The organism is Streptomyces lincolnensis, assembly GCF_001685355.1.
Lineage (GTDB): Bacteria > Actinomycetota > Actinomycetes > Streptomycetales > Streptomycetaceae > Streptomyces > Streptomyces lincolnensis.
Map to the genome: position 1 here is coordinate 9,319,277 of NZ_CP016438.1, position 17,680 is coordinate 9,336,956.

Consider the following 17,680-nt stretch of genomic DNA (forward strand, 5'->3'; position numbering starts at 1 on the left):
GGGCGCGGCCCGCCCCGGTTCAGCGGGAGTTATTTCGCCGGGAGGGTCACGCCGGTGGCCCGGGCGACGTCCTTGAGCATCTGCTCGGCGGCCTGCACGCCGATGCCGGACATCCAGGTCTCGTCCGGGACCTCGAAGACCTTGCCGTCCTTGACGGCCGGCAGGGACTTCCACACCGGGTTGGAGGTGACCTGCGCCTTCTGCGTCTTGTCGTCGGTGTCGGCGGAGGTGACGAAGACCAGGTCGGCGTCGGCCTGGTCGATCTGCTCGGGGCTGACGTCCTTCATGGTGACCTCGGGGTCGGTGGAGACCTGCGAGGCCGGGCGCTTGAGGCCGATGTCGTTCAGGACGACACCGCTGTAGGAGTTGGACGCGTACAGGCGGGTCGGGCCGGCGATGAAGCGGACCACGGACGCGGTCGGCATCGTGCCGCCGTCCTTCTTCCTGATGGCCGCGCCCAGCGCCTTGGCCTGCGTCTCGTACTCCGTGAGCTTGGCCGTGGCCTCCTTCTCCAGGCCGAGTGCCTGCGCGTGGACCTTCAGGTTCTGCTTCCACACGCCGCCGGTGGTCTCGGTGAAGACGGTCGGCGCGATCGCGCTGAGCTTGTCGTAGACCTTCTCGTGGCGGACCTTGGAGGACAGGATCAGGTCGGGCCTGAGCGAGGCGATCTTCTCCAGGTTGGGCTCCAGCAGCGGGCCGACGTCGGCGGTGTCCTTCAGCTCGCCCTTGAGGTACGTCGGGAAGCCGCCCTCGGTCTTGAAGTGCGGGGCGACCGCGCCCACCGGGTCGATGCCGAGCAGGGTGACGTCGTCCAGCTCGCCGGTGTCGAGGACGACGACCCGCTTCGGCTGCGACGGGATCTTCACGTCGCCCATGACGGTCTTGAGGGTGCGCGGGAAGGCGGCCGAGGAGGCGCCGGAGGCCTTGGCGGTGTCGGCCGAGTCGGAGGAACCGTCGCTGCCGCAGGCGGCCAGCACGGCGGTGCCGAGCAGGACGGAGAGCGGCACGGCGATCAGCCGGCCGAGTCTGCGCAGGGGAGAGCGCTGAAGCATGGGGAGCGTTCTTTCTGGTAGGCGTACGGCCAGGGGGCGTACGGGTGGTGCGGGTCAGGCGGTCGCGGCGGAGTGCCGTACCGCGCTGCTTCTCGGGACGACCAGCGGAGTGCCGGTCTCGGGGTCGGGGATCACCCGGCAGTCCACGTCGAACACGGATTTGACGAGGTCGGCGTCCAGGACGTCGGCGGGAGGGCCGGCGGCGGCGAGGCGGCCGTCCTTGAGGACCACCATGTGGTCCGCGTAGCGGGCGGCCTGTCCGAGGTCGTGCAGCACCATCACCACGGTGCGGCCCGCCTCGGCGTGCAGGGCGGCCACCAGGTCGAGGACGTCGAGCTGGTGCCGCAGGTCGAGGAAGGTGGTCGGCTCGTCGAGCAGCAGCAGTTCGGTGTCCTGCGCCAACGCCAGCGCGATCCAGGCGCGCTGGCGCTGCCCGCCGGACAGCTGGTCGACGGGCTGGTCGCGCAGGGACGCCGTACCGGTGCGCTCCAGGGCCTCGTCCACGGCCTTCTGGTCGGCGGCCGACCAGGGGCTCAGCAGCCGCTGGTGCGGATACCGGCCGAGCCGGACGAGGGCTTCGACGGTGATCGCCTCGGGCGTGACCGGCTGCTGCGGCAGCAGGCCCATCCGCAGGGCCAGCGCGCGGGCGGACATGCGGTGGATGTCGGTGCCGTCCAGGGCGACCGTGCCGGCCGCCGGTGCCAGCAGCCGGCTCAGACCGCGCAGCAGCGTGGACTTGCCGCAGGCGTTGGGGCCCACGATCGCGGTGACGGCCCCGCCGGGCAGGGTGAGGTCGAGCCCGCCGACGACGAGCCGGTCGCCGTAGCGCAGGTCGAGGCCCTGGGTGGAGAGCTGGTTGGCGGTGGTCATGCGGGGCTCCTTGGCGCCGGCCGTACGCGGTGTCGGTGCGCCGTTCGTGGGCGGCTGCGGTACGCCGGTCATGCGGAATTCCTTCGGACGGGCGAGGCCTGGCGGAACATCAGCACCAGCAGCCAGGGCGCGCCCAGGGTGGCGGTGACCGCGCCGACCGGCAGGCCCTCGATCGGCAGCAGGTGCTGCACCACCAGGTCGGAGGCGAGCAGCAGCACCGCCCCGGTGAGCGCGGCCAGCGTCAGGGACGCGGCGGTCGGGGGCCCGGTCACGAACCGCACGATGTGCGGCACCGCGAGCGCCACGAAGGTCACGGGCCCGGCGAGCGCGGCCGCCAGCGAGGCCAGCACCACGGCGACGACGAGGAGGTGCAGGCGGGCGGCGGACGTGTCGAGACCGAGGGCGCCCGCCGAGTCGTCCCCGAGGTCCAGCACGGCCAGCCTGCGGTGCATCACCAGCGCGGCGGCCAGCGCGAGGACCATGGCACCGCCCGCTCCCCACACCTCCGTCCAGGTCCGGCCGTAGACCGAACCGGTGGTCCACTGGAGCGCGGATCCGGCGAGCTCCGCGGGGAAGCGCACGATCAGCAGGTTCACGGCGGCGGCCAGTCCCGCCTGCACGGCGAGCCCGGTGAGCACCAGCCGGGTGACGGCGAGCCCCGAGCCCCAGGTGAACACGCCCAGCAGCAGCGCGGCGAGCAGTCCGCCGCCCAGCGCGCCGATGGGGATGAGCAGTTGCGAGGCCCCGGCGGCGATCAGCGCGACCGCGCCCAGCGAGGCGCCGCCGGTGACGCCCATGACGTCGGGGGAGGCCAGCGGGTTGCGGAAGAGCCGTTGCAGGACGCAGCCCGCCGCGCCGAGCCCGCCCCCGGCGACGATGGCCGCCACCGAGCGGGGCGCCCGGAACTGCTGCACCACCAGCACGTCACCGGGGTCCCCGAGCCCCACCAGGGCCCGTAGCGCCGTCCCCGCGGACATCGGCACGTCACCCGTCGTCAGGGACACGGTGAGCAGCACGAACAGCGTGGCCAGACCGCTGACGGCGAGCACCAGGACGCGGCGGCGGACCCGGGCGCGGGACGAGGACGGCGTACGGACGGACAGGAGGGCGGCGGTCATCGGGTCACCTTCCGGGCCAGCAGGGCCAGCAACGGCGCGCCGAGGAACGCGGTCACGATGCCGACCTCCAGCTCCGAGGGGCGGATCACCAGACGGCCGACGACGTCGGCCCCGAGGAGCAGCAGCGGGCCGGCGATCAGGCAGCCGGGCACCAGCAGCCGGTGGTCGCCGCCGAGCAGTGGCCGCACGAGATGGGGGGCCGCGAGCCCGATGAAGGCGACCGGCCCGGCCACGGCGACCGCCGACCCGGCGAGCAGGACGACCGCGACTCCGCCGGCGAGCCGGATCCGGGCCACCGGCACGCCCAGCGCCTGGGCCGCGTCGTCACCCAGGGCGAGGGCGTTGAGGGCGGGGGAGATGGCGAGGGCGACCAGCAGGCCGAGGACGAGGGTGGGCAGCACCGGCCAGAGCACGTCGAAGGTGCGCCCGGACAGCGACCCGGCGAGCCAGAAGCGCGCCTCGTCGAGGGTGCGCTGGTTCAGCAGCATCACCGCCGACGTCCAGGACAGCAGTACCAGTTGGAGCACGGTCCCGCCGAGAGCCAGCCGTACGGGGTCGATGTCCCCCGCCCGGCGGGCCAGCGCCTGGGCGAACAGGGCGGCTCCCGCCGCTCCGGCGAAGGCGAACCACACGTACTCGGCGGGGCTGTTCAGCTTCAGCGCGAAGATCGCGACGACGACCGCGAATCCCGCGCCCGCGTTGATGCCGAGGGTGGTCGGCGAGGCGAGCGGATTGCGCGTGACCGCCTGGGCGACGGCACCCGCGACCCCGAGCGCCGCGCCGACCGCGAGGCCGATGACCGTACGCGGCAGGCGCAGCCCGGTCACCACGAGGGCGTCCCGTCCCCGGGCGTGCCCGAACAGCGCGTCGGCCACCGTGGACAGGGGGACCGAGCGGGCGCCGAGGGCGAGGCTCAGGGCGGCGCACAGCGCCAGGGCGCCGAGGCCGACGAGAAAGAGGGTTGTGTGCCGGAAGGCGCGAAAGGACACACCTGTGGCCGGTACGTCCGGTTGGGTCGCAGTCACGAGCTGTGAGCTTAGGTGAGGCTTGCTTTACTTTTCAACTGCCTGTGCCTTTGCTTTGAACTGCCTTGACGTGCAGGTTCTGTGATCGTCCACGCCGGCCCCCTTGATCGCTCGGGTCCAGGTGGTCGAGTAAGGTAAGCCTTGCCTATTGGTTGTCCGCCCGCAAATCCGCCCTGGAGCGCCCATGTCCGTGGCCGTCGAGACTCCGCCGGCCGGCGCTGTCGCACACGTCCTCGCCGACGCCTACCGACGGCTCGCCGACGTCTGTGAGGCGCTCACCCTGCGGGTCGCGCAACCGGGCGCCGGGGAAGGGCAAGCAGGCCCCACGGCACAGGAGTTGATGTCGCATCAGGGCACCCTCGACGCCTTCGTCGACGCCGAGGCGGCGCGCGTCCGGGAGCGCTACGGAACGACCCCGCGCCGCGATGTCGCCGCCTCCCGCGCCCTGCACGACTACGCCTGGTCGGTCGGCCTGCTGATGGGCGGCGTCTGGTACCTCGAACGGAGGGTGCCCCGGATCCGGCCCGAGGACCTCCGGCTGGACCTGGACACCGCCACGTACACGATCACGCCCGGCACCGAACTCGCCTGCCTGACCGGAGACTCCCTGGCCGGTGGATCCGGTGTGCTGACGCTCCCGGAGGAGGAGCAACTGCGGGCCGCGCTGCGGATGGCGGTCGCCGATCACATGCGGCCGCTGCTGGTCGCGCTCGGGCCCACCGTGCGGCGCGGGGCCCGCACCCTGTGGGGCATGGTCTCCGACGACCTCGTCTCCGGGATCTGGTACCTGGGCCGGATGCTCGGCCAGGAGGGCGCGGCGGTGCGCGCCGCCACCGACGTCCTGCCGATCGCGGTGCCGCCGTACCCCGCGGGCGCGGACTTCCGACACCTGGTGGGCGACGACGGCCGACGGCACGCCACCCGCACCCGCGCCGGCTGCTGCATGTTCTACAAGATCAGGCCGGAGGAGGCCTGCGTCACCTGCCCGCGCACCGGCGACGCCGAACGGCTGCGCCGCCTGGAGGGGTGAGCACCGGGCCCACCGGCGCTCACTCGGCCGTCGCCAGGAACTGCGTCGCCGCCAGCTCCGCGTACAGCGGGTCCGCGCCCACCAGCTCCCGATGGGTGCCCACCGCGCGCACACGCCCCGCGTCCATCACCACGATCCGGTCGGCCATCGTCACCGTGGACAGCCGGTGCGCCACGACCAGCACGGTCGTCGTCCGCGCCACGTCCGCCACCGTGTCCCGCAGCGCCGCCTCGTTCACCGCGTCGAGCTGCGAGGTCGCCTCGTCCAGAAGCAGCAGCCGGGGACGGCGCAACAGGGCCCTGGCGATGGCGACACGCTGACGCTCACCGCCCGACAGCTTGGTGCCGCGATGTCCCACCAGCGTGTCCAGCCCCTTCGGCAGCCGGGCGACCAGACCGTCGAGACGGGTCGTCTTCACCACCCGGGTGAGCGCGTCGTCGTCCGCCTCCGGGCTGCCCAGCAGCAGGTTGTCCCGGAGCGAGCCCGACAGCACCGGGGCGTCCTGCTCGACATAGCCGATCGCGGAGCGCAGCAGGGACAGCTCCCAGTCCTCCACACTCCGGCCGTCCAGGGTGATCGCGCCCGACTCGGGGTCGTAGAACCGCTCGATGAGCGAGAACACGGTGGTCTTGCCCGCGCCGGAGGGGCCGACGAACGCCGTCATGCCCCGGGCGGGCACCTCGAAGGTCACTCCGTGATGGACGTACGGCAGGTCCTCGGCGTACCGGAAGCGGACGTCGGTGAAGGCCAGGGCGGCGGGCTCGGCGCCGGGGGAGGGCAGCGGCGCGGGCTCGGCGGCCGGTTCGGCGGGCAGCCGCAGCGCCTCCTGGATCCGGGCCAGCGCGGCGGACCCCGTCTGGTACTGGGTGATCGCGCCGACGACCTGCTGGATCGGCGACATCAGATAGAAGACGTACAGCAGGAACGCCACCAGCGTGCCCACGTCGACGGCGCCGGTCGCGACCCGCGCCCCGCCCACCGCCAGCACCGTGATGAACGCGATCTGCATCGCGAGCCCGGCCGTGTTGCCCGCCGCGGCCGTCCACTTGGCGGCGCGCACGCTCTGCCGCCAGGAATCCTCGGCGGCCTCGTGCAGCCGTATCTCCTCCCGGTGCTCGGCGCCGGACGCCTTGACCGTGCGCAGCGCGCCGAGGATCCGCTCCAGCGAGGCCCCCATCACCCCGACCGCGTCCTGCGCCTGCCGGCTGGCCTTGTTGATGCGCGGCACGATCACCCCGAGGATCGTGCCGGCGGCCAGGATCACCGCCAGGGTGACGCCGAGCAGCACCGGATCCACGAAGCCCATCATGGCCACCGTCGCCAGCAGCGTGAGCCCGCCGGTACCCAGGCCCACCAGCGAGTCGGTGGTGACCTCGCGCAGCAGGGTCGTGTCGGAGGTGATCCGGGCCATCAGATCGCCCGGTTCGGTCCGGTCCACGGCCGCGATGCGCAGCCGCAGCAGATACGACGACAGAGCGCGCCGCGCGCCGAGCACCACCGACTCCGCGGTGCGCCGCAGCACGTACGAACCCAGCGCCCCCACCGACGCGTTGGCCACCACCAGCCCCGACATCAGGAGCAACGCCCCGGTGATCGTGCGGTCGTGGGACAGATCGTCGATCAACTCCCGTGCCACCAGCGGCAGCAGCAGTCCGGTGGCGCCCGTCAGCAGCGACAGCACGGCACCGATCAGCAGGGCCCACCGATGCGGTCGTACGTAGGCGAGGAGCAGCCGCCACGTGGGCGGGGCGGCATCCTGCTGGGCAGTTCTCACGGTGCTCCTTCGGACCTGCGCGGGGCGGAGCACTCAGGCTACGTCGGCGGTCTGCCGGGACGCGCCCCGGTTTCCGGCGGCTTCCACCAGGTGCCCGACCCCGCCCGCCGATCGTGATCTCGTGCCGTTACCGATCAGTCGCGCGTAGGGTCGGGGCTGGGACAGACGGACACGGGTTCGAGAGAAAGGGCCGGCCCATGGCGCAGGAAGTACGCGGAGTGATCGCACCGGGCAAAGACGAGCCGGTACGGGTGGAGACGATCGTCGTCCCCGACCCGGGGCCCGGCGAGGCCGTGGTGCAGGTGCAGGCCTGCGGGGTCTGCCACACCGACCTGCACTACAAGCAGGGCGGCATCAACGACGAGTTCCCCTTCCTGCTCGGACACGAGGCCGCGGGCGTCGTGGAAGCGGTCGGCGACGGCGTCTCGGACGTCGCCCCCGGTGACTTCGTGATCCTCAACTGGCGTGCCGTGTGCGGCCAGTGCCGGGCCTGTCGGCGCGGGCGTCCCTGGTACTGCTTCGCCACGCACAACGCCACGCAGAAGATGACCCTGCTGGACGGTACGGAGCTGTCGCCGGCGCTGGGGATCGGTGCGTTCGCGGAGAAGACGCTGGTCGCGGCCGGGCAGTGCACCAAGGTCGATCCGACGGTCGCTCCGCAGGTGGCGGGCCTGCTCGGCTGTGGAGTGATGGCCGGGATCGGGGCCGCGATCAACACCGGCAACGTGGGGCGCGGGGACACGGTCGCGGTCATCGGCTGCGGCGGCGTCGGGGACGCGGCGATCGCCGGATCCCACCTCGCGGGCGCGGCGAAGATCATCGCCGTCGACATCGACGACCGGAAACTGGAGACCGCCCGCTCCATGGGCGCCACCCACACGGTCAACTCGCGCCAGACCGATCCGGTCGAGGCGATCCGGGAACTGACCGGTGGCTTCGGTGCCGACGTGGTCATCGAGGCGGTGGGCCGTCCGGAGACGTACAAGCAGGCGTTCTACGCCCGCGACCTGGCCGGGACGGTCGTCCTGGTCGGTGTGCCGACTCCGGAGATGAAGCTCGAACTGCCGCTGCTGGACGTCTTCGGCCGCGGTGGAGCGCTGAAGTCCTCCTGGTACGGCGACTGCCTGCCCTCACGCGACTTCCCCATGCTCATCGACCTGCACCTGCAAGGGCGTCTGGACCTGGGCGCGTTCGTCACCGAGACGATCGAACTCACCGACGTGGAGAAGGCCTTCGAGCGGATGCACCACGGGGACGTCCTGCGCTCGGTGGTGGTGCTGTGATGGCCGCCCGCATCGAACGCCTCGTCACCTCGGGCCAGTTCAGCCTCGACGGCGGCACCTGGGACGTCGACAACAACGTCTGGATCGTCGGCGACGACCACGAGGCGATCGTCATCGACGCCGCCCACGACGCCGACGCCATCGCCGAGGCCGTCGGCGACCGCCGGCTCACGGCCATCATCTGCACCCACGCCCACAACGACCACATCGACGCCGCCCCCGCACTCGCCGCACGCACCGGCGCCACCATCTGGCTCCACCACGACGACCTGCCACTGTGGAAGCAGACCCACCCCGACCGGGCCCCCGACGCTCGGCTGCTCGACGGCCAGGTCATCGAGGCCGCCGGAGCGGACCTGACGGTCCTGCACACCCCGGGCCACGCGCCGGGCGCGGTCTGCCTCTACGACCCCGGTCTCGGCGCCGTCTTCACCGGCGACACCCTCTTCCAGGGCGGGCCCGGCGCCACCGGCCGTTCCTACTCCCACTTCCCGACCATCATCGACTCGATCCGGGACCGGCTGCTCACGCTCCCGCCCGAGACGAAGGTCCTCACCGGCCACGGCGACCCGACGACCATCGGCGCCGAGGCCCCGCATCTGGAGGAATGGATCACCCGTGGCCACTGACGAAAGCGGCCTCTCCACCGAGGAAATCGCCCTGTCCACCGGCGACATCGTGCCCCTGCACGGGGTGAACGTGCTGCGCTGCGCCCCCGACGGCCCGCCCCTGGACAGCGAACACGCCGCCCTCGACCTCATCGGCGACGCCTTCGGCCGGGACGCCCAGGTGGTCGCCGTTCCGGTCGAACGGGTGGCCGAGGAGTTCTTCCGGCTGCGGTCGGGCATCGCGGGCGCCGTCATGCAGAAGTTCGTGACCTACCGGCTGCGCCTGGTCGTGGTAGGCGACGTCTCCGGACACGTCGCCGACAGCACGGCCCTGCGCGACTTCGTCCACGAGACCAACCAGGGCGGTCACATCTGGTTCCTGCCGGACCTCGACACCTTGGCCGAGAGGCTCCGCCCGGCCGGGTGACCGGTGCAGGAGCGGCCGGGTGACCGGCCGTAAATCACGACAGAGGTTGTCCGGCTTACCCGCCATGCTCGACACGACATCGGGACAACGGGAGGCCGGACATGTCACAACCGCTCAAGGGCAAGGTCGCACTCGTCGCCGGGGCGACCCGGGGAGCCGGGCGCGGCATCGCCGTGGAACTCGGCGCGGCGGGCGCCACCGTGTACGTCACCGGACGCAGCACACGGGCCCGCCGCTCCGAATACGACCGCCCCGAGACCATCGAGGACACCGCCGACCTCGTTACCGAGGCGGGCGGACACGGCATCGCCGTGCCCACGGACCACCTCGACCCCGCGCAGGTCGGCGCCCTCGTCGAGCGCATCGCCGCCGAGCAGGACCGCCTGGACGTTCTTGTGAACGACGTCTGGGGCGGTGAGCAGCTCTTCGCATGGGACAGTCCGGTGTGGGAGCACGACCTCGACAACGGCCTCAGGCTGCTCAGGCTCGGCGTCGAGACGCACGCGATCACCAGCCACCACGCGCTGCCCCTGCTGCTGCGCCGCCCCGGCGGACTGGTGGTCGAGATGACCGACGGAACCGCCGAGTACAACGGCGCCAACTACCGCAACTCCTTCTTCTACGACCTCGCGAAGACCTCCGTCCTGCGCATGGCCTTCGCCCTCGGCCACGAACTCGGCCCGCGCGGCGCCACCGCCGTCGCCCTCACGCCCGGCTGGCTGCGCTCGGAGATGATGCTCGACGGCTTCGGGGTGCGCGAGGACAACTGGCGGGAGGCCACCGCCCGCGTCCCGCACTTCGCGATCTCCGAGACACCCCGCTACGTGGGCCGGGCCGTGGCCGCGCTCGCCGCCGACCCCGACGTGGCCCGCTGGAACGGCACCTCCCTCTCCAGCGGCGGCCTCGCCCAGGTGTACGGCTTCACCGACCTCGACGGCAGCCGTCCGGACGCCTGGCGCTACATCGTCGAGGTCGAGGACGCGGACAAGCCCGCGGACACCACCGGCTACCGGTGACCTGACCGCACGGTGGCGCCCGGGAGATCGACCGGGCGCTACCGTCGGACCCATGACGGACACCACACGCTTCGAGGGGTACGCGGTTCTCGTCACGGGCGCCGCCCGGGGTATCGGCGCGGCCACCGCCCGGCGCCTCGCCGCGGAGGGGGCGCGGGTCCTGCTCACCGACGTGGACGCACCCGAGGCGGAGAAGACCGCGGCGCGGCTGCGCGAGCAGGGGCTGACGGTCCTGGCCTCGGGATGCGACGTGGCGGACCGGGCCTCGGTCGAGGCGGCCGTGGCCCGGGCCGTCGACGCCTTCGGATCCCTCGACGTCCTCGTCAACAGCGCCGCCCGGTGCACCGCCGACGTCCCGCTCTTCGAGGACCAACCCGACGAGGCATGGGCGGGCGACCTGGACGTCACCCTGACCGGCCCCTACCGCTGCGCCCGCGCCGCCCTCCCGCACCTGGCGGCCTCCGGCCGCGGTGCCATCGTGAACATCGGCTCGGTCAACGGCCTCCAGTCCTTCGGCAACCACGCCTACAGCGCCGCCAAGGCCGGCCTGGGCTCCCTGACCCGCACCCTCGCCGGCCACGCCGCCGCGCGCGGAGTGCGCGTCAACCTCGTGGCCCCCGGCACGGTCCGCACCTCGGCCTGGGAAGGCCGCGACGACGACCTGGACGCGGTACGCGGCCTCTACCCCCTCGGCCGGGTCGGCGAACCGGAGGACATCGCCGCGGCCGTCGCCTTCCTCGCCTCCCGCGACGCGTCCTGGATCACCGGGACCACGCTGACCGTCGACGGCGGCCTCACCGCGATCAACACAGGCTTCCGGACGGCGCTCGACCGTCCCGGTAACGACTGAGCACCGGCCCGCGGGCCGGGCCTACCGCGTCAACGCCTCCGACAGCCGCACCAGCAGCGACCGCGCCGCGGGCCCCGTCGGCCCCTCCGTGCGCCAGGCCGGCGCGACCCGGCCCCGCGCCCGGGGATCGTCGATCCGCAGGGTCGGCAGTCCGAACCCCGGATCCGGACCGGGGAGCACGGCGACCCCGAGCCCCGGAGCCCCCGGGCCGCGAGCCGGGCCAGGGCGTCGGGAGCCGCCGCCTCGAAGGCGATGCGCGGCCGGAACCCCGCCTCGGCGCACAGCCGGTCGACCACCGCCCGCACCCCGGTCCCACGGACCAGGCTGATGAGCGGATACTCCGCGAGCGCGGCCACCGGCACCGTCGCGGCACCGCCGTACGCGGCGAACAGCGGATGCCCCTCGGACGCGGTGGCCACCAGCGGCTCGTCCACGAACACCCGCGTCGCCAGGCCGGGCGGCGACTCCTCGTCCTCGACCCCCACCACGGCGATGTCCAGCTCCCCGCGCCGCAGCGCCGCGAGCATCCGGTCGGAGGTGTCCTCGGTGAGGGTGATCTCCACCCGTGGATGGTCGTCGTGGAAGTCGGCCAACAGCCCCGGCACATCGGCCTCGTGGCCCAGCACTCCGGGGATCAGCCCGATCCCCACCCGGCCGCGCAGCAGCCCGGTGAACTCCGCCGTGGTCTGCCGCACCCCGTCCACGGTCGCCGGCGCGGCCCGCGCGTACGGCAGCACCGCCTCACCCACCTCGGTGACCCGCACCGAGCGGCCGGAACGGTCCAACAGGGGCTGCCCCAGCTCCCGTTCGAGCCGCCGGATCTGCGCGCTCACCCCCGGCTGCGCCAGATGCAGCCGTGCCGCGGCCCGCGAGAAGCTCGCCCGCCGGCCCGCGCACACGCTCGGTGTGTCCCACTGCTCGGGGGTCAGGCCGGTGAACAGGTCGGCGAGCTCGGTGCGTTCGGCGGCGATGGCGGTGGCGAGGTCGTGCGCTGCGCTTCCCAAGGCACGCGAGGTGGTGGCGCACACGTCGTCCACGGCCTGGACGTCACGGTCGCCCTCGGCATCGACCGCCGCGCCCCGAGGACCGGCTGCGGATCGTCCTCGGCACGATCGCCCCGCGCACCCTGAGGTTCTTCGGCTCCGACCTGCACGGCGTCCGGCTGTGCGCCTAGGACCTCGACTGGTCCTTCGGCGCGGGGGAGCCCCTGTACGGCACGGCGCAGGACCTCCTCCTGATCGCCTACGGCCGACGCCTGCCCGCCGGCCGGCTGCACGGCGCCGATTGTCACCGTTTCGTCGCAGCGTGACGGGCCCTACAACCGAATTCCCCGGGCACCGGTCTAGCTGGCAGAGAGATCGAAGGATTGCCTGAAGGGGGAAAGACCATGGGGGCCATACGCAGACGGTCGGCCGTCGCACTCGGGATCACCGGACTGGTGGCACCGCTCACGCTCGCACTGGGCGCCACGCCCGCGGCGGCGGCGAGCTGCACCACCCAGACCGGGCCCTACCAGAAGCAGGTGGAGAAGTTCCTGGGCCGCCCGGTCGACGGCAAGCAGTCGGCCGCCGACTGCAAGGCCATCAAGGCCTTCCAGACCAAGCACGGCATCACACCGAACGCCGGCTACGCGGGGTCCGTCACCTGGGGAGTGATGAACCTGATGAACAAGCAGAAGGCCGTCGGCAACAACCCCAACAAGGACGGCAAGTGCCCGGTGAACAAGGGCCGTATCGCCTGCGTGAACCTGACCCTCCAGCTCAGCTGGATCCAGGACGGCAAGAAGCTCGTCTACGGCCCCGTCCCGGTCCGCACCGGCCGCAACGGCTACGAGACCCGCACCGGTCTGAAGAAGATCTACTGGCGGAACATCGACCACGTCTCCAGCATCTACGACGTGCCGATGCCCTACGCCCAGTTCTTCGACGGCGGCCAGGCCTTCCACTCGGTCGGCGTCAGCATGTGGAACCCGCCGGGCTCGCACGGCTGCGTCAACATGACCAAGACCACCGCCAAGAAGTACTGGTCGCTGCTGAAGAACGGCGACGACGTCTTCGTGTACGGCCGCAAGCCGGGCACCTGACACACCGCAGGCACCCGGCTCGCACGGACGGGACGCTCAGGCCCCCGGGGCGTCCCCGAAGTCCGGAATCTCCAGCCGGGCCCCACCCTGCCGCGCCGACTCGTGCGCGATGACGCCCGGCAGGGTGTAGCGGGCGGCCACCCAGGCGTTCACCGAGGGGAGTGACCGTGTGGTGACCGCGGTCACGAAGTCGTCCACCAGGAAGTGGTGGCTGCCCTCGTGCCCGTTGTGCAGGTTGTCGAACTCCCGCGGCAGCCGCCCCCGGTCGTGCACCGGTGCCGACCCCGAGGTGAACGCGGCGCGCAGATCCGGCGCGATGTGCTGGAGCGAGGGGTCGTCGGGGGACAGCGTGGGCTTGGGCTCCAGCAGCTCGCTGATGTCCTTCACCCCGTTCTTGTCCTGCCACAGGGCCACCGTCGCCAGCTGCTCCATGCTCCCTTCCGTGCCGAAGAACCGGAACCGGGACTCCCGGATGTGCGAGGGATAGCCGACCCGCCGGAACTCGTTCGTACGGAACGACCCGCCGCCCGCCACCTCGAACAATGCGGTCGCATTGGAGACGTCGTTGCCGAACTGGCTGACCTCCTTGTCGAAGACCCCGTCCCCGCGGTCGTCGGTCACGCCGATCGCCGACACGCTCACCGCGTGCGTCTGCCAGGCGCCCAGCACCCCGCCCACCGAGTGCGTCGGATACAGCAGCGGGGGATAGCTGGCGGTCTCCTTCCAGTTCTCGCCGCCGCTGTACTGGTACGCCTCGTAGAACCCCAGGTCCATGTCGTGGACGTAGTCGCCCTCGGCGTAGAAGATCCGCCCGAAGGCGCCCTCGGCGATCTGGTTGCGGGCGTGCACGGTCGCCGGGTTGTACTGGCTGGTCTCGCCCATCATGTACGTCAGCCCGGTCGCCCGGACCGCGTCGATGATCGCCGCGATCTCCTCGGTGGTGATCGCCATCGGCACCGCCGAGTACACGTGCTTGCCGGCGTTCAGCCCCTGGACGACCAGCGGACCGTGGGTCCAGCGCTGGGTGAAGATCGCGACCGCGTCCACGGCGGGCGACTCGAGCATCGCCTCGTACGACGGGAAGGTGCCGGCCAGCCCCTGCGCGGCGGCGAGCTGCTCGGCCCTGTCGGGCAGCAGGTCGGTGACGTAGACGTCGCCGACGCCGGGATGGGCCTGGAACAGCGTGGCGAACTGGCCGGAGAACTGGCCTGCGCCGACGATGCCGAGCGAGAACGTCATGAAACGCGTGCCCTTCACTGGGAGAGGATGAGGTTGATCTGTTCGTTGGTCCGGTCGAGGCTGCTCACGGGTTTTCCGTTGCCGTAGATGTCCTCCATCGCGGGCTGCATGAGCGCCGTCATGTCCGCCGAGTAGCTGGCGATCGGGTACGAGAAGGTCAGGGAGTTCTTCTTGTCGGCCACCGGTTCGGTGAAGGACGACACGTCGATGCCCTTCTTCTCGTACGCGGCGACGGCGGCCTCGGTCCCGGCCGGGGTGGCGGGGAAGACGACGCCGTACCGGCCGACGACGGTCTGGCACTTGTCCGAGGCCAGGTAGGCCACCCACTTCCGGGCGCCCGTCTTGTTCTTGGAGGCCTTGGTGATGGAGTCGGCGAGGCCGTTCATCATGGTGGCGCGCTTGCCGGTCGGCCCGACGGGGGTGAGCGCGGTCCTGATGTCCCGGCCTTTGAAGCCCGCGTAGGTGGAGATCATCCAGGCGCCGTCGAAGGCGGTGGCGGCCTTGCCCGCCGCGATCTGGGTGTTCTGCTGGTTGGACTGGATGTTGTAGTCCGACAGGGGCGGCATGTAGCCCTTCTTCGCCAGTCCGAAGTACCAGTCGATGACGGACTGGAAGGTCTTGCTGTCGTACTGGTACTTCGTGCCCCAGCGCGCCTTGTCGAGATAGTTCCACCCGGCCGAGCCGGTGAAGGGGCTCCACTGCGTCTGGCCGTCGCCGAAGCCGCCGCCGCCCGTGGCCATGCCGTACACCTTGACGTTGTTCTTGTCGAAGCCGGGCTCGTCGCCCCGCTTGCCGTTCCTGTCGATGGTCAGGTGGGCGATGGTTTTCTCGAAGGTGCCGCCGTCCTTCGGGTTCCAGGACAGGCTGCCCAGCTGCTCGGCGGTGATCCCGGCGTCCTTGGCCATCTTGGAGTTGTAGAACAGCGCGACCGTGTCCCAGTCCTTGGGGGCGCCGTACCGGTGGCCGTCCTGGCCGATCCAGTTGGCGGCGAGGCCCGGCTGGTAGTCGGAGTTCTCGATGCCGAGGTCGTCCAGGGGCTCCAGGACCTTCAGGCCGGCGAACTGGCCGAAGTTCTGGATGTGGTCGGTGAACACGTCCGGCTGGGTGCCCGCGATGAACCCGGCGGTGAGCTTGGTCCAGTAGTCGCTCCAGCCCAACTGCGTGATCTTGACCTTCAGTCCGGGGTTCTCCCGCTCGAACCCCTTCGCGCAGGCCTGGTAGGCGGGCAGCTGGTTGGCGTCCCACAGCCAGTAGGTGACCGTGTGCGGGGAGGACCCGGCGGCGCCCCCTTGCGCGCATCCGCTGACCAGGGACAGCGCCAGCGCTCCGGCCGCCGCGAGAAGCGTACGAGTTCGCATCACAGTCCCCTCACTTGATTCCGGTGAAGCCGATGGAGCTGACGATGCGGCGCGCGAAGCACGCGAACAGCACCAGCATGGGGAGCGCGGCGATCAGGGTCGCCGCCGACAGCCCGGACCAGTCGACGCCGGTCGCCGGGGTCTGCGCCCGGAACACCGCCAGTGCCACGGTCAGCACGCGTGAACTGTCGCTGTAGGACACCATCAGCGGCCAGAAGTAGTCGTTCCAGGCGGTGATGTACGTCAGCACGGACAGCGTGATGATCGGCGTGGACGCCATCGGCAGGACCACCCGGAAGAAGATCTTGACCTTCCCGGCGCCGTCGAGCAGCGCCGCCTCCTCGACCTCGCGGGGGATGTTCATGAAGAACTGGCGCAGGAAGAAGACCGCGAACGGGGTCATGAACAGGCTGGGCAGCGCGATGCCCCACAGGGTGTCCACCAGGTGCAGTTGCTTGATGAGTACGAAGTTCGGCAGCAGGGTGAAGATCGTCGGGACCATCAGCCCGGCCAGGAACAGCCCGAACACCTTGTCCCGGCCGCGCCAGCGCAGTCGCGCGAAGGCGTAGGCGGCCATCGCGGAGAAGAAGATCTGACAGCCGGTGATCAGGGTTGAGACGAACACCGAGTTGAGCAGATAACGCCAGAAGTCGAGCCCGCCGCCCGCCCCGCCCTGGGCGACCGCCTCCTTGGCGGACTGCATGCCGAGGGCCCGCTCGAAGCCGCCGGCGCCGATGTCCACCGGCAGCGGGTTCGCGGGGTCGGCGCTGAGCCCCGCGTTGGAGGACAGCGCGGTGCGCAGGATCCAGTAGAAGGGGAGCAGGGTGACGAGCACGATCAGGCCCATCACGGTCCAGGCGGCGATCCGGCCGGGGGAGACCCTGCGCCCGACCGGCCGTACTGCGCTCGTCGTCGTTGTCACGGCAGCCACGGTGATCTCCTTCCGTCAGCCGAGGTCGGTGCGGCCGGCCCGGGTGAGCCGGTACTGAAGGACGGTGATCGCGCTCAGTACGACGAGCAGGGCGACGGACATCGCCGAGGCGTAGCCGAACTGGAAGCGGCCGAAGGCGGAGCCGTAGATGTAGTACTGGAGCACGTTGGTGGCGTTCGCCGGGCCGCCCGCGGTGGTCACCGCGACCGTGTCGAACACCTGGAACGAACCGATCACCGTCATGATCAGAACGACCGCGAGCACGGGCCTGAGCAGCGGCATCGTGATTCGCCAGAACATCCGCCCCTCGCTCGCGCCGTCCACCCGGGCCGCCTCGTACATGTCGTTCGGGATCGCCTGGAGGCCGGCGAACAGCAGCAGCGCGGTGTAGCCGACGTGCCGCCAGACGTTGATCAGCGCGATGGTGGGGATCGCCCAGGCCTCGTCGGCGAGGAACGGGATGCGGTCCACGCCGACGGCGGCGAGGATCTCGTTGCCGATGCCGAGCTGGGTGTCGAGGATCCACAGCCACACCAGGCCGGCGACGACGTTCGACATCAGATACGGGGTGAGCACGATGCCCCGCAGCAGGGCCGACTGCGTCAGCCGCTGGAGCAGCACCGCGATCGCCAGCGCCGCCACGGTCTGCACGCCGATGTTGATGAGCACGTACTCGACGGTGACCGCCAGCGAGTTCCAGAAGATCGGGTCGTTGACCATGCGGACGTAGTTGTCCAGGCCCACCCACTCCGCCGGGGTGAGCAGGTTGAAGCGGGTGAAGCTCAGATAGACGCCCCGCAGCGTCGGCCAGAGCAGGAAGACGGCGAAACCGAGCAGGGCCGGCGCGAGGAACACCGCGGCCAGGCGCCCGTCGCCCCGGCTCTCACCCGCCCCCGCCCGCTGCGTCCTCGGTGTGGTCCGCGCCCCCTCGGCGCCGCCCAGGGGCAGACGCGACGGTGGGCTGCTGGAGGCGATGGTCATCGGGAGACTCCCTCGTCTGCGGCGGCTCGTCCTCG

17 protein-coding genes are annotated in these 17,680 nt (G+C 71.5%); 7 read left to right on the top strand and 10 right to left on the bottom strand.

Annotated elements, in window-relative coordinates:
* Positions 1-29 precede the first annotated feature (29 nt).
* The 4 genes from SLINC_RS41145 to SLINC_RS41160 all read right to left on the bottom strand — a co-directional run bounded on the left by SLINC_RS41145 (position 30) and on the right by SLINC_RS41160 (position 4,029).
* Complete coding sequence (locus SLINC_RS41145) at positions 30-1,052, bottom strand: ABC transporter substrate-binding protein (RefSeq protein WP_067443520.1); 1,023 nt, start codon at positions 1,050-1,052, stop codon at positions 30-32.
* A gap of 54 nt (positions 1,053-1,106) precedes the next feature.
* A complete protein-coding gene (locus SLINC_RS41150; protein WP_067446324.1) occupies positions 1,107-1,922 on the bottom strand; it encodes an ABC transporter ATP-binding protein in 816 nt (271 codons plus the stop codon).
* 68 nt (positions 1,923-1,990) lie between these two features.
* A complete protein-coding gene (locus SLINC_RS41155; RefSeq protein WP_067443521.1) occupies positions 1,991-3,040 on the bottom strand; it encodes a FecCD family ABC transporter permease in 1,050 nt (349 codons plus the stop codon).
* Complete coding sequence (locus tag SLINC_RS41160) at positions 3,037-4,029, bottom strand: FecCD family ABC transporter permease (protein WP_067443522.1); 993 nt, start codon at positions 4,027-4,029, stop codon at positions 3,037-3,039. Before SLINC_RS41160 ends, SLINC_RS41155 begins: the two co-directional genes overlap by 4 nt.
* Before the next feature lie 220 nt (positions 4,030-4,249).
* On the opposite strand from SLINC_RS41160, the gene SLINC_RS41165 reads away from it, so the two are divergent.
* Positions 4,250-5,095, top strand: a complete 846-nt coding sequence (locus SLINC_RS41165) for a (2Fe-2S)-binding protein (RefSeq protein WP_067443523.1) — start codon at positions 4,250-4,252, stop codon at positions 5,093-5,095.
* Between the two features lie 19 nt (positions 5,096-5,114).
* On the opposite strand, the gene SLINC_RS41170 is transcribed toward SLINC_RS41165, so the two are convergent.
* On the bottom strand, positions 5,115-6,869 hold the full coding sequence (locus tag SLINC_RS41170) for an ABC transporter ATP-binding protein (protein ID WP_067443524.1): 1,755 nt from the start codon (positions 6,867-6,869) through the stop codon (positions 5,115-5,117).
* Positions 6,870-7,066: 197 nt separating this feature from the next.
* Here SLINC_RS41170 and SLINC_RS41175 point away from each other — a divergent pair, with 197 nt between their 5' ends.
* The 5 genes from SLINC_RS41175 (at position 7,067) to SLINC_RS41195 (ending at position 11,053) form a co-directional block, all read left to right on the top strand.
* On the top strand, positions 7,067-8,152 hold the full coding sequence (locus SLINC_RS41175) for an S-(hydroxymethyl)mycothiol dehydrogenase (protein WP_067443525.1): 1,086 nt from the start codon (positions 7,067-7,069) through the stop codon (positions 8,150-8,152).
* Positions 8,152-8,781, top strand: a complete 630-nt coding sequence (locus SLINC_RS41180; RefSeq protein WP_067443526.1) for an MBL fold metallo-hydrolase — start codon at positions 8,152-8,154, stop codon at positions 8,779-8,781. Before SLINC_RS41175 ends, SLINC_RS41180 begins: the two co-directional genes overlap by 1 nt.
* Positions 8,782-8,812: 31 nt before the next feature.
* Complete coding sequence (locus tag SLINC_RS41185; protein WP_067446327.1) at positions 8,813-9,187, top strand: DUF4180 domain-containing protein; 375 nt, start codon at positions 8,813-8,815, stop codon at positions 9,185-9,187.
* Between the two features lie 101 nt (positions 9,188-9,288).
* Positions 9,289-10,203 carry an SDR family oxidoreductase gene (locus SLINC_RS41190; protein ID WP_067443527.1) on the top strand — a complete coding sequence of 305 codons (915 nt, stop codon included), beginning with the start codon at positions 9,289-9,291 and terminating at the stop codon, positions 10,201-10,203.
* A 52-nt stretch (positions 10,204-10,255) separates the two neighbouring features.
* Positions 10,256-11,053, top strand: a complete 798-nt coding sequence (locus SLINC_RS41195; RefSeq protein ID WP_067443528.1) for an SDR family NAD(P)-dependent oxidoreductase — start codon at positions 10,256-10,258, stop codon at positions 11,051-11,053.
* Positions 11,054-11,082: 29 nt separating this feature from the next.
* Here the strand turns inward: SLINC_RS41195 and SLINC_RS41200 are convergent, their stop codons facing one another.
* The gene (locus SLINC_RS41200; protein WP_310736512.1) at positions 11,083-12,057 is read right to left on the bottom strand and encodes a LysR family transcriptional regulator; all 975 of its coding nucleotides are present in this window, start codon (positions 12,055-12,057) and stop codon (positions 11,083-11,085) included.
* A 383-nt stretch (positions 12,058-12,440) separates the two neighbouring features.
* On the opposite strand from SLINC_RS41200, the gene SLINC_RS41205 reads away from it, so the two are divergent.
* A complete protein-coding gene (locus tag SLINC_RS41205; RefSeq protein ID WP_067443529.1) occupies positions 12,441-13,136 on the top strand; it encodes a L,D-transpeptidase family protein in 696 nt (231 codons plus the stop codon).
* 36 nt (positions 13,137-13,172) lie between these two features.
* On the opposite strand, the gene SLINC_RS41210 is transcribed toward SLINC_RS41205, so the two are convergent.
* Genes SLINC_RS41210 through SLINC_RS41225 form a run of 4 tightly spaced genes read right to left on the bottom strand, consistent with a single transcriptional unit; the run spans position 13,173 to position 17,645 of the window.
* A complete protein-coding gene (locus SLINC_RS41210) occupies positions 13,173-14,375 on the bottom strand; it encodes a Gfo/Idh/MocA family protein (RefSeq protein ID WP_067446330.1) in 1,203 nt (400 codons plus the stop codon).
* A 14-nt stretch (positions 14,376-14,389) separates the two neighbouring features.
* Positions 14,390-15,733, bottom strand: coding sequence for an ABC transporter substrate-binding protein (locus tag SLINC_RS41215; protein WP_067443530.1), 1,344 nt, complete (start codon positions 15,731-15,733; stop codon positions 14,390-14,392).
* Positions 15,734-15,743: 10 nt separating this feature from the next.
* On the bottom strand, positions 15,744-16,664 hold the full coding sequence (locus SLINC_RS41220; RefSeq protein WP_067443531.1) for a carbohydrate ABC transporter permease: 921 nt from the start codon (positions 16,662-16,664) through the stop codon (positions 15,744-15,746).
* 15 nt (positions 16,665-16,679) lie between these two features.
* Positions 16,680-17,645, bottom strand: a complete 966-nt coding sequence (locus tag SLINC_RS41225; protein ID WP_067443532.1) for a carbohydrate ABC transporter permease — start codon at positions 17,643-17,645, stop codon at positions 16,680-16,682.
* Between the last annotated feature and the right edge of the window lie 35 nt (positions 17,646-17,680).

What these genes read in the sequence shown, in the direction of transcription:
- SLINC_RS41145 (WP_067443520.1), bottom strand. Translation starts at nt 1,052, where the DNA reads ATGCTTCAGCGCTCTCCCCTGCGCAGACTCGGCCGGCTGATCGCCGTG.
- SLINC_RS41150 (WP_067446324.1), bottom strand. Translation starts at nt 1,922, where the DNA reads ATGACCACCGCCAACCAGCTCTCCACCCAGGGCCTCGACCTGCGCTAC.
- SLINC_RS41155 (WP_067443521.1), bottom strand. Translation starts at nt 3,040, where the DNA reads ATGACCGCCGCCCTCCTGTCCGTCCGTACGCCGTCCTCGTCCCGCGCC.
- SLINC_RS41165 (WP_067443523.1), top strand. Translation starts at nt 4,250, where the DNA reads ATGTCCGTGGCCGTCGAGACTCCGCCGGCCGGCGCTGTCGCACACGTC.
- SLINC_RS41175 (WP_067443525.1), top strand. Translation starts at nt 7,067, where the DNA reads ATGGCGCAGGAAGTACGCGGAGTGATCGCACCGGGCAAAGACGAGCCG.
- SLINC_RS41180 (WP_067443526.1), top strand. Translation starts at nt 8,152, where the DNA reads ATGGCCGCCCGCATCGAACGCCTCGTCACCTCGGGCCAGTTCAGCCTC.
- SLINC_RS41190 (WP_067443527.1), top strand. Translation starts at nt 9,289, where the DNA reads ATGTCACAACCGCTCAAGGGCAAGGTCGCACTCGTCGCCGGGGCGACC.
- SLINC_RS41195 (WP_067443528.1), top strand. Translation starts at nt 10,256, where the DNA reads ATGACGGACACCACACGCTTCGAGGGGTACGCGGTTCTCGTCACGGGC.
- SLINC_RS41205 (WP_067443529.1), top strand. Translation starts at nt 12,441, where the DNA reads ATGGGGGCCATACGCAGACGGTCGGCCGTCGCACTCGGGATCACCGGA.
- SLINC_RS41210 (WP_067446330.1), bottom strand. Translation starts at nt 14,375, where the DNA reads ATGACGTTCTCGCTCGGCATCGTCGGCGCAGGCCAGTTCTCCGGCCAG.
- SLINC_RS41215 (WP_067443530.1), bottom strand. Translation starts at nt 15,733, where the DNA reads ATGCGAACTCGTACGCTTCTCGCGGCGGCCGGAGCGCTGGCGCTGTCC.
- SLINC_RS41225 (WP_067443532.1), bottom strand. Translation starts at nt 17,645, where the DNA reads ATGACCATCGCCTCCAGCAGCCCACCGTCGCGTCTGCCCCTGGGCGGC.